This is a genomic window from Agromyces sp. G08B096, assembly GCF_040267705.1.
GTDB lineage: Bacteria > Actinomycetota > Actinomycetes > Actinomycetales > Microbacteriaceae > Agromyces.
The window spans coordinates 808123-820339 of record NZ_CP158374.1 but is presented as its reverse complement, the minus strand read 5'-3'; the positions used below and the strand labels follow the sequence as shown (position 1 = coordinate 820339).

The window sequence follows — 12217 nt, the reverse complement described above, 5'->3', positions numbered from 1 at the left end:
CCATCGGCCGGCGGTGGTCCGCGCCCCGGCCGTGCGTCAATGGTCGGCCGGGCCGCGTCAGCAGTGCATTGCGGAAGATACTTCCACGATCCAGCCCGAGTGTGAAGAGAATTTTCCAGCTGCCCTCGCTGCTCCGTCGCGCCTACACGTGCCGGAAGCGCACCGCCTGCCCCGGCCGCACCTGCGCGAGCCGATCGAGCGAGGCCGGGTCGACGACCGCGACGACCGGATACCCGCCCGTGACCGGCCGGTCGGCGAGCAGGATCGTCGGCGATCCCGACGGGGGCACCTGGATCGCCCCCGGCACGGTCGCCTCGCTCGGCAATTCCCCCGCATGACGATGCAGAGGGCGGCCCTCCAGTCGTGCGCCGACGCGGTCGGAGTCGGGCGAGAGCCGCCACTCGCCGTCGACCAGCCCGGCGAGCGAGGCCGGCGTCAGCCAGTCGGCCCGCGGTCCCGGCAGCAGACCGAGGGTCACGGCTTCGACGGGCGGCGGGAACGCCGCCTCCTGGTCGAGCACGGGCACGGATGCCTCGGGCTCGACGCCGATCGGCAGCACCCGGCCGGCGCTGACTGGCGCGGGTCCGAGCCCCGCGAGCGTGTCGCGGGAGCGGGAACCGAGGACCGGCGGCTCGTCGAAGCCGCCGCGCACCGCGAGCAGGTACCGGATGCCCCGCTCCGGCGCGCCGAGCTCGAGCAGGGCGCCGTCGGCTGCCCGCGCCGCCGTGTACGGGGCGATCCGACGGCCGTCGAGGCGGAGGTCGCCCCATGCCCCCGCCACCGCGAACCAGTGCGTGCCCGAGAAGCGCGCGGCGAAGCCGCCGCCGAGGAGCTCGAGGCCGGCCGCGCCGGCGGGGTTGCCGACGAGCCGGTTGGCGAGGGTGAGGGCGGCCCGGTCGAGCGCGCCCGACCCGGCGACGCCCAGATGCGCGAGCCCCGACCGGCCGAGGTCCTCGACGAGGGCCGACGGTCCGGAGTGCTCGACGAGGAGCGCGCGGGGCCGGCCCCCGTGCTGTGCCCGGGCCTGCTGCTCCGGCGTCATCCCGGCACCGCCTCGAAGCGCACCGATCGGCCGGGCACGAGCAGCGCCGGCGGGTCGGCGGACTCGTCCCACAGCGGGGCATCCGTACGCCCGACGAGGCGCCAGCCGCCGGGGCTCGCCCGCGGATACGCGCCCGCGAAGGCGCCGGCGAGCCCGACCGACCCGGCCGGGACGCGGGTGCGCGGCGCGTCGAGGCGGCGTACCTCGTACGGCCAGTCCTCGCTCACGAGGTAGCCGAACCCGGGCGCGAAGCCGATGAACGCCACCCGCCAGCGCGCGGCGGTGTGCTGCGCGATGAGCGCCTCCGGCGAGCGGCCGAGCTCCTCGGCGACGCCCGCGAGATCCCCGCCGTCGTACCGCACGGGCACCACGACGGGTGCGATCGGCGCGGGTGCCGAGGCATCCGCGACCTGCGTCCGCGCCCGGCGCACCCACGTGGCCGCCGACTCCAGCGGCAGCTGCGCCGGATCGACCGCGACGAGGAGCGTGCGGGCCGCGGGGACGAGCTCGACGAGGCCGGGCGGAGCATCCGCGGCGAGCGCGTCGTGGAGCGCCAGCACCTCGTCGAGATCGTCGCACTCGACGAGGAGGGCGGCGTCGCCCGCGGGCAGGAGGCGTCGGCTCATGCGAACGCCCGCACCTCGACGCCGGCCCCGGCGAGTGCCTCGCGCACCCGGCGGGCGAGCTCCACCGCGCCCGGAGTGTCGCCGTGCAGGCAGAGCGAGTCGGGCCCGAGCACGACGACGGTGCCGTCCGCGGCCCGGACCGTTCCCGTCGTCGCGAGCTCCACCGCACGGTCGGCGACCGCCGAGGGGTCGGTCCACACGGCACCGGGCTCGCCGCGCGGGACGAGCCGGCCGTCGGGGAGGTACCCGCGATCGGCGAAGGCCTCGCGCGCGAAACGGAGGCCCGCGGCGAGCGCACGTCGCTCGAGCGCGGTGGCGGGCGCACCGAGGAGGGTGAGCCCCGGGTCGAAGGCGGCGACGGCGTCGACGTAGGCCGCCGCCGCGTCGTCGTCGACGCCGAGCCGGTGGTACAGCGCGCCGTGCGCCTTGACGTACCGGATGCGGGCGCCCGTCTCGCGCGCGGCCTCCTCGAGGGCGCGGAGTTGGGCGAGCAGCTCGGCCGCGATGGTCGCGGGCGGCACCTCGAGTTCGCGGCGACCGAACCCCGCTGGGTCGCGGTAGCCGGGATGGGCGCCCAGCACGACGCCGTGCACCACCGATCGCTCCGCGCTCGCGCGCATCACCGCCGCGTCGCCCGCGTGGAACCCGCACGCGACGTTGGCGCTCGTGATCAGCGGGAACATCGCCTCGTCGTCGCCGACGACGCGGTCTCCCACGGCCTCGCCGAGGTCGCTGTTCAGGTCGATGCTCGCCACCCTGCCATTCTCGCGCGGAGCGCGTCAGACTGGAGCCGACCGCATCGGATCGAAGCGGGGAGGCGAGGATGCACCGACCCGGCCGGCTCGCGCCGCGCACGACGTTCCCCGGCGGTGCGTCGGCGCCGCGCCGCCGCACGCGCCGAACCCCGCCCGCGCTCGCCGCCGCGTCCGCGCTGCCGCTCCTCGCGCTGCTCGCCGCCTGCGTCGCCGGCGGTCCGGACGCCACGCCCACCGCCGCACCGACCGAACCCGAGACGTCCGCGCCGGCCACGACGACTCCGGTCACCCCTTCGCCGGCGCCGGTCGCGCTTGCCCCCGACGGCGCGGTCGCCGAACTCGCCGCAGGACTCGACGCCCCCTGGTCGATCCTCCGGCTGCCCGACGGCGGCGCGCTCGTGAGCGAGCGCGACTCGGCCCGCATCCTCGAGGTCACGGGCGGCACGGCGCGCGCGGTTCTCCAGGTGCCGGGCGTCGCACCCGGCGGCGAGGGCGGCCTGCTCGGGCTCGCCTTCCGGCCAGGGGACGGCAGCCAGGAGGCGGCAGTCTACGCATACTTCACCTCCGAGGCCGACAACCGCATCGTCCGGATGCCCCTCAGCGGGGGGCCGGGCTCGTACACGCTCGGCTCGCCCGAGCCCGTGCTGACGGGGATCCCGAAGGCGGGCAACCACAATGGCGGGCGCATCGCCTTCGGGCCCGACGGGTTCCTCTACGCCACCACGGGCGATGCCGGACAGCGGGAGGCCGCCCAGGATCCGGCGTCGCTCGCCGGGAAGATCCTCCGCATGACCCCCGACGGCGCGCCGGCGCCCGGCAACCCGTTCGGCACGCACGCCTACTCGATCGGCCACCGCAACCCGCAGGGCCTCGCCTGGGACGCGGACGGCCGGCTGTGGGCGGCGGAGTTCGGCCAGAACACCTGGGACGAGCTGAACCTCGTCACGCGCGGCGGGAACTACGGGTGGCCGATCGTCGAGGGCCAGGCGGGCGATGCGCGTTTCACCGATCCCGTCGTGCAGTGGCCGACGTCGGAGGCGAGCCCGAGCGGGCTCGCGATCGTCGGCGACACCGCGGTGCTCGCCGCGCTCCGCGGGGAGCGGCTGTGGACGGTCGCCCCACTGTCGGGGGTCGCGCCGGCCGGCGGCCGGGCGGCGGTGACTCCCGTCGCGACGCCGTGGTTCGCCGGTGAGTTCGGCCGGATCCGCGACGTGGTGCCCGGCCCGGAGGGCGAGCTCTGGTTCCTCACGAACAACACCGACGGGCGCGGCTCGCCGGCCGCGGGCGACGACCGGATGCTCCGCGTGGGGCTGCGCCCCCTGCCCTGAGTGGGCGGCCGGCGATATCCTTGCGCCATGGCGGATCTTGATCGGGTTCGACGATGGGCCGAGGCCCTCATCGTCATGCACCTCGATCCCGCCGAATGGAGCTTCGGCTTCGACCACGCGAAGAAACGCGCGGGGCTCTGCAACTACACGGCGAAGCGCATCTCGGTGTCGCGCTACCTCGCCGCGAGGTACGGCGACGACGAGATCCATCAGGTGCTGCTGCACGAGGTGGCCCATGCGCTTGCCGGTCCGCGTGCGGGCCATGGGCCGAAATGGCGCCACGTCGCCGCATCGATCGGCTACGTCGGCCGGCGCACGCACGACGGCGAGGTCGTCGACGAGCTCGCGCCCTGGGTCGGCCGGTGTCCGGCCGGGCATGTGCACTACCGCTATCGTGAGCCAGTGCGACCGCTCAGCTGCGGGCTCTGCCGACGCGGCTTCGACCGCGCGAACCTCATCGTCTGGCAGCGCCGCGAGATCACCGCGGCCATGCGCCGTCGGGCCGCGAGCGCCGCCGGCCTGGCCCGCTGAGCCCCAGGGTTCCCGGCTCCTCCGATGGACGCGAGACCACGCGGCGCCGCAGGTCATCCGCCCGGCCGGCCCGCATGCCGCGCGCGGCATGAGTCCGCCGCACTAACCCACTAACATGGTTACGTGCCCGTCTCCACCGTCTCCATTCCCGTCGGCCAGTGGATCGACAGCCCCGACGGGCAGCGCTGGTGGTTCGACTCCGGCTCGTTCGCGCTCGACTTCGCCTACACCGGCCCGGTCGGGGGCGCCGCACCCGCCGGCGAGCGCCTGCACGGTCCCGACGACCTCACCGCCTGGCTGCGCGAGCGCTTTCCGGTCGCGGTCGGCGCCGCCCGCTCGCGCGACCTCTTCGACGCCGTCGCGCTCCGCGACTCGATCAGCGCACTCGCCCTGGCCGCCAGCCGCGACGAGGCGTTGCCCGCGGCGGACGTCGACATCGTGAACCTGTACGCGGCCACCCCCGACATCCCGCCCGCCCTCCCGGGCGGCTCTCGCCAGGCGGGTCGATCCGTCCAGACCGTGCCGCAGGCGCTGTCGACGATCGCGCGCGACGCGGTCGACCTGTTCTCGCCCGCCAACCTCGAGCGCATCCGCCGCTGCAGCGCGGACGACTGCGACATCGTCTACCTCGACACCTCGCGCGCGGCGAGCCGGCGGTGGTGCTCCATGCAGCGCTGCGGCAACCGCGCGAAGGTGCGCGCCCACCGAGCCCGGAAGGGCGCACAGGCCAAACGGGCGGCCTGACCGCCGAGCACGGCGGACGCGGGCGGCCGGCGAGGCGGCGAGGCGGACTAGCGCTCGGCTCCCGGCCGGAGCACGCGGACGGTCTCACTCGACCCGAGCGAGGCCAGTTCGTGCAGCCGTTCGGGGGCGACGCCGTCGGCGAGCGCCTGCCGGCCCTGCGCCGACGCCCCGGTGAGGTGGCGCACGGCGCGGCGCAGCCCGCCGAACGCGGCGGCCGCGACGGCGGCCTCGGGCGAGGTGTCGTCGATGCCGAGCTCCATCAGGGCATCCACCACGGCACCGGCGGCGAGGAGGTCGGGCACGGGCACGCCGCCGCCGTCGGCCGCGACGACGAGCGCGAGGTACGCCCGCCGCCCGAGCCGCTCCTGCTCGTCGAGGATCCACCGCGCGACCGCGGCGGCATCCCGGAGGCCCGCCGCGACGATCGCCGCGGCCTCGGGGACCGCACCGGTCGACGGCGCGACCGGTCCGCCGCCGGATGCCTCCTCGAGCGCGTCGATCCACACCACGACGTCGGCACCCCCGGCGATCCGGGCGAGTCCGGCCTCGCCGCGGTCGAAGCGGACCTGGTACTTCCCCTGCGAAGCGGGCGGATACGTGCTCATGCCCTCAGGCTAGCGGCGCTCAGCCGAGCGATCCGTCGTACCTGGCCAGTGCCTCGGCATCGGCGGCCCTCGCCGCCGCGCGCCGTGCGGCGTCGAGCGCTGCGACGGGATCGGGTTCCTGCCGAGCTGCCATCAGCTGACGTTCCGCCTCCGCCAGCCGGGTCCGCGCATCCGCTCCGACGGTGCCCCGCCCGCGTTCGACGAGGCCGCGCGCGACGTCCACCGCGCGTTCGGCGACCGCGATCGCTCCGCCGAGCGCCGTCCGCGCGCCGTCGAGCCGCCCTGCGGCCCGGCGCGCCTCGGCTCTGGCGGCGTCGAGCCGATCACGGACGGCGCGAAGTCGGTCGCGCCGGCTCTCCGGATCGTCGAGCGCCGGAGCCGGCTCGCCGAGCAGATCCGCGGCGGCCCGCACGGCCTCCCCCAGTTCGCTTGCGGCGCGGGCGACACCCGGCTCGGCCGCATCAGGGCCGCCGGCCAGGTCGTCGCGCTCCCGTCGCGCCGAGACCAGGTCGGCGTCGAGCCCGGCCCGCTCGGATCGGGCCTCGTCGACGGCCGAGGCGAGGTGCAGCTCGACACGCTGGACCGATGCGAGCAGGCGCTCGGCGTCTTCGGCCGACGCCTGCGCGCGGCCGAGCTGCGGCGCCGCCGGCCGGGCCGCGGCCTGGAGCGCGACCGCCTCGGCGAGCGCGGCTGCGGCGCCCGCGACCGCTCCGGCAGCCCGATCGCGGTCGGCCCGTGCGACGGCGAGGGCCGACGGCGCGAACCGCTCGCCGAGCCGCGCGAGCGCGGCGTCCGCGTCGACGAGCCGGCGCTCGATCCCCGCGATGCGCTCGCGCAGCACCGGCGCTTCGTCGGCCACGCCGCGCTCGGCCGCACGCGCTGCGACGAGCTCGGCCTGCGCGGCTTCCACGATGGCGATGGCCGTGCGGCAGCCGTCCGCGATCCGCCGGCTCCATTCACGTCGGCGGGCGGCGGTGTCGGGCTCGGAGTCATCCAGTCGCTGCTGCAGCAGGAAGGCCTCCCGCAGGGGCGCTTCGGCGCGCTCGACCGCGGCGCGGAGCCTCGCCGCGGCCGCCTCGCCGAACTGGGCCTCGGCGTAGGCCGCTTCGCGCCGCGCCTCCCGGACGGTCTCGTCGGCTCGGACGATGAGCCCTTTCGCCTCGAGCTCCGCGGTGCGGGACGCCGCCACGGCGTCCCGCCGGCGATGCGCGACCGCTCGCCGGGCCGCGGCGGCGGCGAGCACGGCGCCGACCGCCGCCGCCCCGAACACGACCAGCGACGGCACCCACCACGCAGCGTCGGACATGGCGGGGAGTCTATGGCGCGCGCATGGACATCGCCCGCGAATCGGCGGTGGCGCTCGGCGGAACCGGTCCCCGAGCCGTACGCTCGGTCCATGCGGGTGCTCCTGAAGCTGACCCTCGACTGCCCGGCCGACGCCGCGTGGCGGGCGATCCGCTCGCCCGCCGTGCTCCGCGAGGTGGTCGCCCCGTGGCTCGACCTCGACTCCCTCGAGCCCCAGGGGCTGCCGACCACCTGGCCCGAGGGCCGGCACCGCCTCCGCGCGCTCGCCTTCCGGCGGTGGCCGGCCGGCGAGGAGGTCGTCGACATCGCCTACCCCTCGGCGGTGCCCGCCGGGGTCCGCATGCTCCGCGACCGAGGCGGCGCGCTGAGCGGGCCGCTCTCGGCGTTCTCGACCTGGGACCACCGGATGGCGATCTCGGCCACGCCCGACGGACGCGCGCTCTACCGCGACCGGCTCGTCGCGTCGAGCGGCAACCCGGCGTTCGACGCCGCCCTCTGGTATCCCACGTGGGCGTTCTGGCAGTGGCGGGGCGCCCGACTCCGTGCGCTCGCTCCCGGCTGGTCGTACGACCCGCCCGGAACGGCCGATGCGGAGGCCGCCGCATGAGCGCGACGCTCGGGGCCCTGCAGCTCGCCGACTGGCGGCGCCGCGTGGCCGGGCTGTACGCGGGCGTCCGGCAGCTGAGCGTCCGAGACCCCGCGGCCGGCCACGAGCTGTGGCGATCGGGCCGCGACGAGCTGTTCGCGGGGCATCCGCAATCGCCGTTGCTGCCCGACGACCGGGCGAGGTTCACCGGCCTCACCGTCACGAGGTACGACCCCGACTGGCGCTTCGAGCTCGAGGTGCGCCGCCCGGCTGAGCCGGCCCGGCTCGTCGTCGACTCGGCGACCGACGGCCCGATCCCGTTCGTGCTCGTCGGCACCGTCCGGGTGCCGGCGGTGGGCACGCTGGACCTGTGGCGCGTCGCCGGCTACGCCGGCGGCCTGTTCCTCCCGGTGAAAGACGGCCTCGCCGGTGCGCCCGGCGGTACGTACGGCGGCGGACGCTACCTGCTCGACACCATGAAGGGCGCCGATCTCGGCCCGGGTGCGGGCGACGACGCGATCGTCGTCGACTTCAACTTCGCGTACAACCCGTCGTGCGCCTACGACCCGTCGTGGTCGTGCCCGCTGGCCCAGGCGGGCAACACGGTTCGCGAGGAGATTCCGGTCGGCGAGCGGATGCCGCGCTGACGCCCGGTCGGCACGCGTGCGAGGCGGCGCGTCGGCCGCCGGACCGCGTGCGCTCGGCGTCCTCGCAGACCCATGGGCTATGCTCGACCACGGTGTGCGCGACGACCGCGCCGCCCGCGTCGTAGAACGCTTCCGGGCTTCGGGCCCGATGACTCATTCATACGGCGAACGGATTCGCCGACCGGCGACTTCGCCATGCTCCCCCGCGACGGTTCGCGGCGGCAGCCCCTGCCAGGAAAGGCACCACTCCCTGTGACCGACCTCACCTTCCGCACGCTCGGCGTGCCCGCTCCCCTCGTCGCCGTGCTCGAAGCCGACGGCAAGACCACTCCGTTCCCGATCCAGGCCGACACCCTGCCCGACACGCTCGCGGGTCGCGACGTGCTCGGCCGCGGCAAGACCGGCTCGGGCAAGACCATCGCGTTCGCGCTGCCCATGGTCGCCCGCCTCGGCACGTTGCTCGCCGGCGGCGCCCGCCGCGCGGGCCAGCCGCTCGGGCTCGTGCTCGCACCGACCCGCGAGCTCGCGACCCAGATCACCCAGACCATCGAGCCGCTCGCCGCGGCGTACGGACTGAAGGCGACGACGATCTTCGGCGGCATCAACCAGAAGCGCCAGGTCGAGGCGCTCCGCGCCGGCGTCGACATCGTCGTGGCGACGCCGGGTCGCCTCGAAGACCTCATCCAGCAGGGCTTCGCGCACCTGGACGCGGTCGAGATCACCGTGCTCGACGAGGCCGACCACATGGCCGATCTCGGGTTCCTCCCGGTCGTCACCCGCATCCTCGACAAGACTCCGCGCGGCGGCCAGCGCCTGCTGTTCTCGGCGACGCTCGACAACGGCGTGGACAAGCTCGTGAAGCGCTACCTGCAGAACGAGGTGCTCCACTCCGTCGACGAGGCGCACTCGCCGGTCGCGGCGATGACCCACCACGTGTTCGCGGTCGAGGGCACCGACGCGAAGAACGAGCTCGTCAAGACGCTCGCGAGCGGCGTGGGCCGGCGCATCCTCTTCATGCGGACCAAGCACCAGGCCAAGAAGCTCGCGAAGAAGCTCACCGAGCAGGGCATCCCGGCGGTCGACCTGCACGGCAACCTGTCGCAGCCGCAGCGCGACCGCAACCTCGCCGCGTTCGGCGACGGTTCGGTGCGGGTGATGGTGGCGACGGATGTCGCGGCCCGCGGTGTGCACGTCGACGACATCGAGCTCGTGGTGCACGTCGACCCGCCCGTCGAGCACAAGGCGTACCTGCACCGGTCGGGCCGCACGGCGCGCGCGGGCAGCGAGGGCGACGTGGTGACGATCGCCCTGCCCGAGCAGATGGACGACCTGAAGAAGCTGCTGCGCAAGGCCGAGATCGCCGTGGCGCCCCGCCGCGTCACGCCCGCCTCGCCCGAGGTGACCGCGCTCGTCGGCGATGTGGCGCCGTACGTGAAGCCCGCGCCGAAGGCGCCCGTCCAGCAGGGCGGCGGCCGGTCGCAGGGCGCGAACGCGCAGCGCAAGCGCCAGGCGCGCGACGCGCGCGGCGGCCAGCGCCAGGGCGAGGCCGCTGCGCCTCGTCGCGACCGGTCCGGCCGTCCGGCGGAGGCCGGCGCGGGTCGGCCGAAGCACGGCAATGCCGCACACGGCGCCCCGTCGCACGGCGGCCCCTCGCACGGCGGTCCCGCGCAGGGTGGCACGCGTCAGGGCCAGAAGTCGGGCGCGCAGAAGGGCGGCGGGCAGAAGGCCGGCCGCACCGCCCGGCCGATCCGCATGGGCGACGTCGTCTCGCCGAACCGCAGCGCTCGGACCAACCGCCGCGCACAGGGCTGACCCCCGCGGCATCCGTGCGCTCCTGACGGCGAGGGCCGCGCGACGCCCCCCAGCGTCGCGCGGCCCACTCCCACCCGCCTAGTGCGCGTCGACGAATGCGCGCCCGATCTCGCCCCCGATGATCAGGGCCGACGCGATGAGCATGCCGGCCATGACGGCCGCCACGCCCACCGCGGTTCGCACTCGTCGCATGGCACCTCCCGATCCACTCGTCAGGTGATGTCCGGCACCCGCAGGACGGTTCACGCTCGCCGCGCGGGAACCCGGATGCCGCTCCCGGACATTCCCCGTCAGCGGCCCACCCCGAGCCGCTGGACGGGAGGAACTCCATGCACCGCATCCGCATCGGCGCCGTGGCGGGCGTGCTGCTCGCGCTGGCCGCTTCGGGCGCCGCGCACGCCGCACCCGCGGGAACGGGTCGCGACGGCCGACCGGCACCGCAGGGCGAGCAGCACTGCGTGGTCGAGGCGGTCGAGCTCGACGCGGCCGGCGACCCGCTCGTCGACGGGACCGCCGCCGAGCCCACATGCTTCGCGACCGAGCCGGAGGTCGACGCGTTCCTCGAGGGGCGGGCGTCGGCGGCGCGCAGCGTCGATGCGGCCCTCGCGTCGAGCACGCTGATCGGCCGCGTCTACCAGGACGCCGGCGGCGGGGGCGGCAGCCTGAGCTTCTGGGGTGCGAACGCCTGCGCGGGCTCGACCTTCGGATTCCCGTCGCTGCCGGCCGGGTGGAACGACGCGATCAGCTCGGGCGGGGGCCTCAACGGGTGCTGGGTGACGATGTACACCGACGCCTCGTACGGCGGCAGCCGCCTGAACTGCACGCCGTGGTGCGGCGGGCTGTCCTCGTGGAACGACCGGGTGAGCGCCCTCGTCTTCCGTCCCGCCGGGCAGTACGGGTAAGCGTTCCTCCCAGGTCGCCGGGCGTTCCGAGCGCTTCGGCGCCTCACTCCTCGAGCGGAGCCAACCCGAGCGCCGCGCAGATCGACGGTCGATCCGACGGCACGACGGCGGCGACACCGTCGCTGCGCACGCACGTCTGCAGCGCGTCGGGCACCTGTCCGGGCGAGGTCGTCGCCGCGGTCGGATCGAAGCCGGACTCGAGCACGCCCTGGGCCCACATGTCGCGGCACAGCTGGATGGCGTCGGCCGCGCGCCCGTCGCCGCTGTCGGCGACGACCGCGCTGGAGCCGGGGTAGCCGCCGTCGGGCAGCCGTTCGGCCGCGCTCAGGCAGAACACGACCGAGGTGTCCTCGACCGCGCCCGGCTGCAGCAGCACGGCACCCGCCGTGGCGGCCACGCCGAGCACCAGGGCGCCGGCTCCGGCCCAGGCGATGCGGGTGCGCCGCCGACGCACGGTGCGTTCGGCGGGCTCGGCCGCGACATGGTCGAGCAGCATGCTGCGGATGGCACGGTCCCGGTCGGGACGCAGGCCCTGCGGCTCGCTCACGAGGTGGCCTCCAGGTCGGGTGCGAGCGTGGATGTCAGCGGCGGGGCCGCGGGCGGCAGGCGCAGCGCGGAGGGCGGTGGCGGCGCCGGGTCGCCGCGGGCCGTCTCCACCCCGTCGAGTGCCGCGAGGGATCCGTCGACGCCGCCGAGCTCCCGCTGGAGCTTCCGCCTCGCCCGGTGCAGCCGGGATTTCACCGTGCCCTCCGGCACGTGGAGCACCGCGGCGACGGCCGCCGTGGGCAGCTCCTCGATGAGGCAGAGGTCGACGACGCGGCGCTCGTCGGCGCTCAGCCGGCCGAGCGCACCGCGCAGCGCTCCACCTGAACGGTCGAGGTCGATGCGCCGCCCGGCCTGCTCGGCGGGATCGGCCGCGTGCTCGGCCGGCGGCACCTTGGCGAGCAGCCGGCCCCAGCGACGCTTGGACCGCGCGACGTTGCGGGTGGCGTTGTGCGTCACGACGAGCAGCCACGGCAGCAGCGACCCGTCGACGAAGCGCACGCCGTCGCGCTTCCGCCAGGCCTCGAGGAAGACGATCGCCACGATGTCCTCCGCGTCATCGACGTGCCGCACCGCGCCGTACGCAGCGCGGAACACCCGCGTGCGGTAGCGGTCGTAGATCTCGCCGAACGCCGACGCCGTGCCCGAGGTCGCCTCCAGCCACAGCGCCGCGTCGGATCGCTCCTGCGTCGACATGGTCCGACCAGCCTAAACGGCTCCTCATCGTCCGCCTTTCCAGACTCCCTGCCACCGGTCCCCGTGACCTGCCGGCTCTCCGCCCCCGCGAGCCC

At 75.8% G+C, this 12217-nt stretch carries 14 protein-coding genes; 7 read left to right on the top strand and 7 right to left on the bottom strand.

Annotated features, from left to right (window positions below):
- Window positions 1-142: 142 nt before the first annotated feature.
- From ABIQ69_RS04070 to ABIQ69_RS04060, 3 genes are read right to left on the bottom strand one after another with little or no spacing between them, the layout of a single operon-like run.
- Window positions 143-1042: a biotin-dependent carboxyltransferase family protein gene (locus ABIQ69_RS04070; RefSeq protein ID WP_350349122.1), complete on the bottom strand. Its 900-nt coding sequence runs from the start codon at window positions 1040-1042 to the stop codon at window positions 143-145.
- Window positions 1039-1668: an allophanate hydrolase subunit 1 gene (locus tag ABIQ69_RS04065; RefSeq protein WP_350349121.1), complete on the bottom strand. Its 630-nt coding sequence runs from the start codon at window positions 1666-1668 to the stop codon at window positions 1039-1041. The genes ABIQ69_RS04070 and ABIQ69_RS04065 overlap by 4 nt, the downstream gene beginning before the upstream one ends.
- Window positions 1665-2423, bottom strand: coding sequence for a 5-oxoprolinase subunit PxpA (locus ABIQ69_RS04060; protein WP_350349120.1), 759 nt, complete (start codon window positions 2421-2423; stop codon window positions 1665-1667). The genes ABIQ69_RS04065 and ABIQ69_RS04060 overlap by 4 nt, the downstream gene beginning before the upstream one ends.
- A gap of 68 nt (window positions 2424-2491) precedes the next feature.
- Between ABIQ69_RS04060 and ABIQ69_RS04055 the strand changes: the two genes are divergently transcribed.
- The 3 genes from ABIQ69_RS04055 (at window position 2492) to ABIQ69_RS04045 (ending at window position 5026) form a co-directional block, all read left to right on the top strand.
- Window positions 2492-3751 carry a PQQ-dependent sugar dehydrogenase gene (locus ABIQ69_RS04055; RefSeq protein ID WP_350349119.1) on the top strand — a complete coding sequence of 420 codons (1260 nt, stop codon included), beginning with the start codon at window positions 2492-2494 and terminating at the stop codon, window positions 3749-3751.
- A 27-nt stretch (window positions 3752-3778) separates the two neighbouring features.
- Entirely contained in the window at window positions 3779-4282 is a 504-nt protein-coding gene (locus ABIQ69_RS04050; RefSeq protein ID WP_350349118.1) for a SprT-like domain-containing protein, read from the top strand.
- A gap of 123 nt (window positions 4283-4405) precedes the next feature.
- A complete protein-coding gene (locus tag ABIQ69_RS04045) occupies window positions 4406-5026 on the top strand; it encodes a CGNR zinc finger domain-containing protein (RefSeq protein WP_350349117.1) in 621 nt (206 codons plus the stop codon).
- 47 nt (window positions 5027-5073) lie between these two features.
- On the opposite strand, the gene ABIQ69_RS04040 is transcribed toward ABIQ69_RS04045, so the two are convergent.
- Together ABIQ69_RS04040 and ABIQ69_RS04035 are read right to left on the bottom strand one after the other, a co-directional pair.
- Complete coding sequence (locus tag ABIQ69_RS04040; RefSeq protein ID WP_350349116.1) at window positions 5074-5631, bottom strand: hypothetical protein; 558 nt, start codon at window positions 5629-5631, stop codon at window positions 5074-5076.
- Between the two features lie 19 nt (window positions 5632-5650).
- Window positions 5651-6937, bottom strand: coding sequence for a hypothetical protein (locus ABIQ69_RS04035; protein WP_350349115.1), 1287 nt, complete (start codon window positions 6935-6937; stop codon window positions 5651-5653).
- A 90-nt stretch (window positions 6938-7027) separates the two neighbouring features.
- On the opposite strand from ABIQ69_RS04035, the gene ABIQ69_RS04030 reads away from it, so the two are divergent.
- The 4 genes from ABIQ69_RS04030 to ABIQ69_RS04015 all read left to right on the top strand — a co-directional run bounded on the left by ABIQ69_RS04030 (window position 7028) and on the right by ABIQ69_RS04015 (window position 10883).
- Entirely contained in the window at window positions 7028-7543 is a 516-nt protein-coding gene (locus tag ABIQ69_RS04030) for a hypothetical protein (RefSeq protein WP_350349114.1), read from the top strand.
- Window positions 7540-8169, top strand: a complete 630-nt coding sequence (locus ABIQ69_RS04025) for a DUF1684 domain-containing protein (protein ID WP_350349113.1) — start codon at window positions 7540-7542, stop codon at window positions 8167-8169. The genes ABIQ69_RS04030 and ABIQ69_RS04025 overlap by 4 nt, the downstream gene beginning before the upstream one ends.
- A 252-nt stretch (window positions 8170-8421) precedes the next feature.
- Window positions 8422-9981, top strand: a complete 1560-nt coding sequence (locus ABIQ69_RS04020; protein ID WP_350349112.1) for a DEAD/DEAH box helicase — start codon at window positions 8422-8424, stop codon at window positions 9979-9981.
- A gap of 329 nt (window positions 9982-10310) precedes the next feature.
- Window positions 10311-10883 (top strand): peptidase inhibitor family I36 protein, encoded by a 573-nt coding sequence (locus ABIQ69_RS04015; RefSeq protein ID WP_350349111.1) that lies wholly within the window; start codon window positions 10311-10313, stop codon window positions 10881-10883.
- Between the two features lie 43 nt (window positions 10884-10926).
- Here ABIQ69_RS04015 and ABIQ69_RS04010 read toward each other — a convergent pair whose 3' ends face one another.
- Together ABIQ69_RS04010 and ABIQ69_RS04005 are read right to left on the bottom strand one after the other, a co-directional pair.
- Entirely contained in the window at window positions 10927-11430 is a 504-nt protein-coding gene (locus ABIQ69_RS04010; protein ID WP_350349110.1) for a hypothetical protein, read from the bottom strand.
- Window positions 11427-12122 (bottom strand): sigma-70 family RNA polymerase sigma factor, encoded by a 696-nt coding sequence (locus ABIQ69_RS04005; protein ID WP_350349109.1) that lies wholly within the window; start codon window positions 12120-12122, stop codon window positions 11427-11429. Before ABIQ69_RS04005 ends, ABIQ69_RS04010 begins: the two co-directional genes overlap by 4 nt.
- Between the last annotated feature and the right edge of the window lie 95 nt (window positions 12123-12217).

Bases quoted from the DNA above. Each gene is read 5' to 3' on its own strand.
- ABIQ69_RS04050 (WP_350349118.1), top strand. From the start codon at position 3,779: ATGGCGGATCTTGATCGGGTTCGACGATGGGCCGAGGCCCTCATCGTC.
- ABIQ69_RS04035 (WP_350349115.1), bottom strand. From the start codon at position 6,937: ATGTCCGACGCTGCGTGGTGGGTGCCGTCGCTGGTCGTGTTCGGGGCG.
- ABIQ69_RS04070 (WP_350349122.1), bottom strand. From the start codon at position 1,042: ATGACGCCGGAGCAGCAGGCCCGGGCACAGCACGGGGGCCGGCCCCGC.
- ABIQ69_RS04015 (WP_350349111.1), top strand. From the start codon at position 10,311: ATGCACCGCATCCGCATCGGCGCCGTGGCGGGCGTGCTGCTCGCGCTG.
- ABIQ69_RS04055 (WP_350349119.1), top strand. From the start codon at position 2,492: ATGCACCGACCCGGCCGGCTCGCGCCGCGCACGACGTTCCCCGGCGGT.
- ABIQ69_RS04040 (WP_350349116.1), bottom strand. From the start codon at position 5,631: ATGAGCACGTATCCGCCCGCTTCGCAGGGGAAGTACCAGGTCCGCTTC.
- ABIQ69_RS04065 (WP_350349121.1), bottom strand. From the start codon at position 1,668: ATGAGCCGACGCCTCCTGCCCGCGGGCGACGCCGCCCTCCTCGTCGAG.
- ABIQ69_RS04005 (WP_350349109.1), bottom strand. From the start codon at position 12,122: ATGTCGACGCAGGAGCGATCCGACGCGGCGCTGTGGCTGGAGGCGACC.
- ABIQ69_RS04030 (WP_350349114.1), top strand. From the start codon at position 7,028: ATGCGGGTGCTCCTGAAGCTGACCCTCGACTGCCCGGCCGACGCCGCG.
- ABIQ69_RS04025 (WP_350349113.1), top strand. From the start codon at position 7,540: ATGAGCGCGACGCTCGGGGCCCTGCAGCTCGCCGACTGGCGGCGCCGC.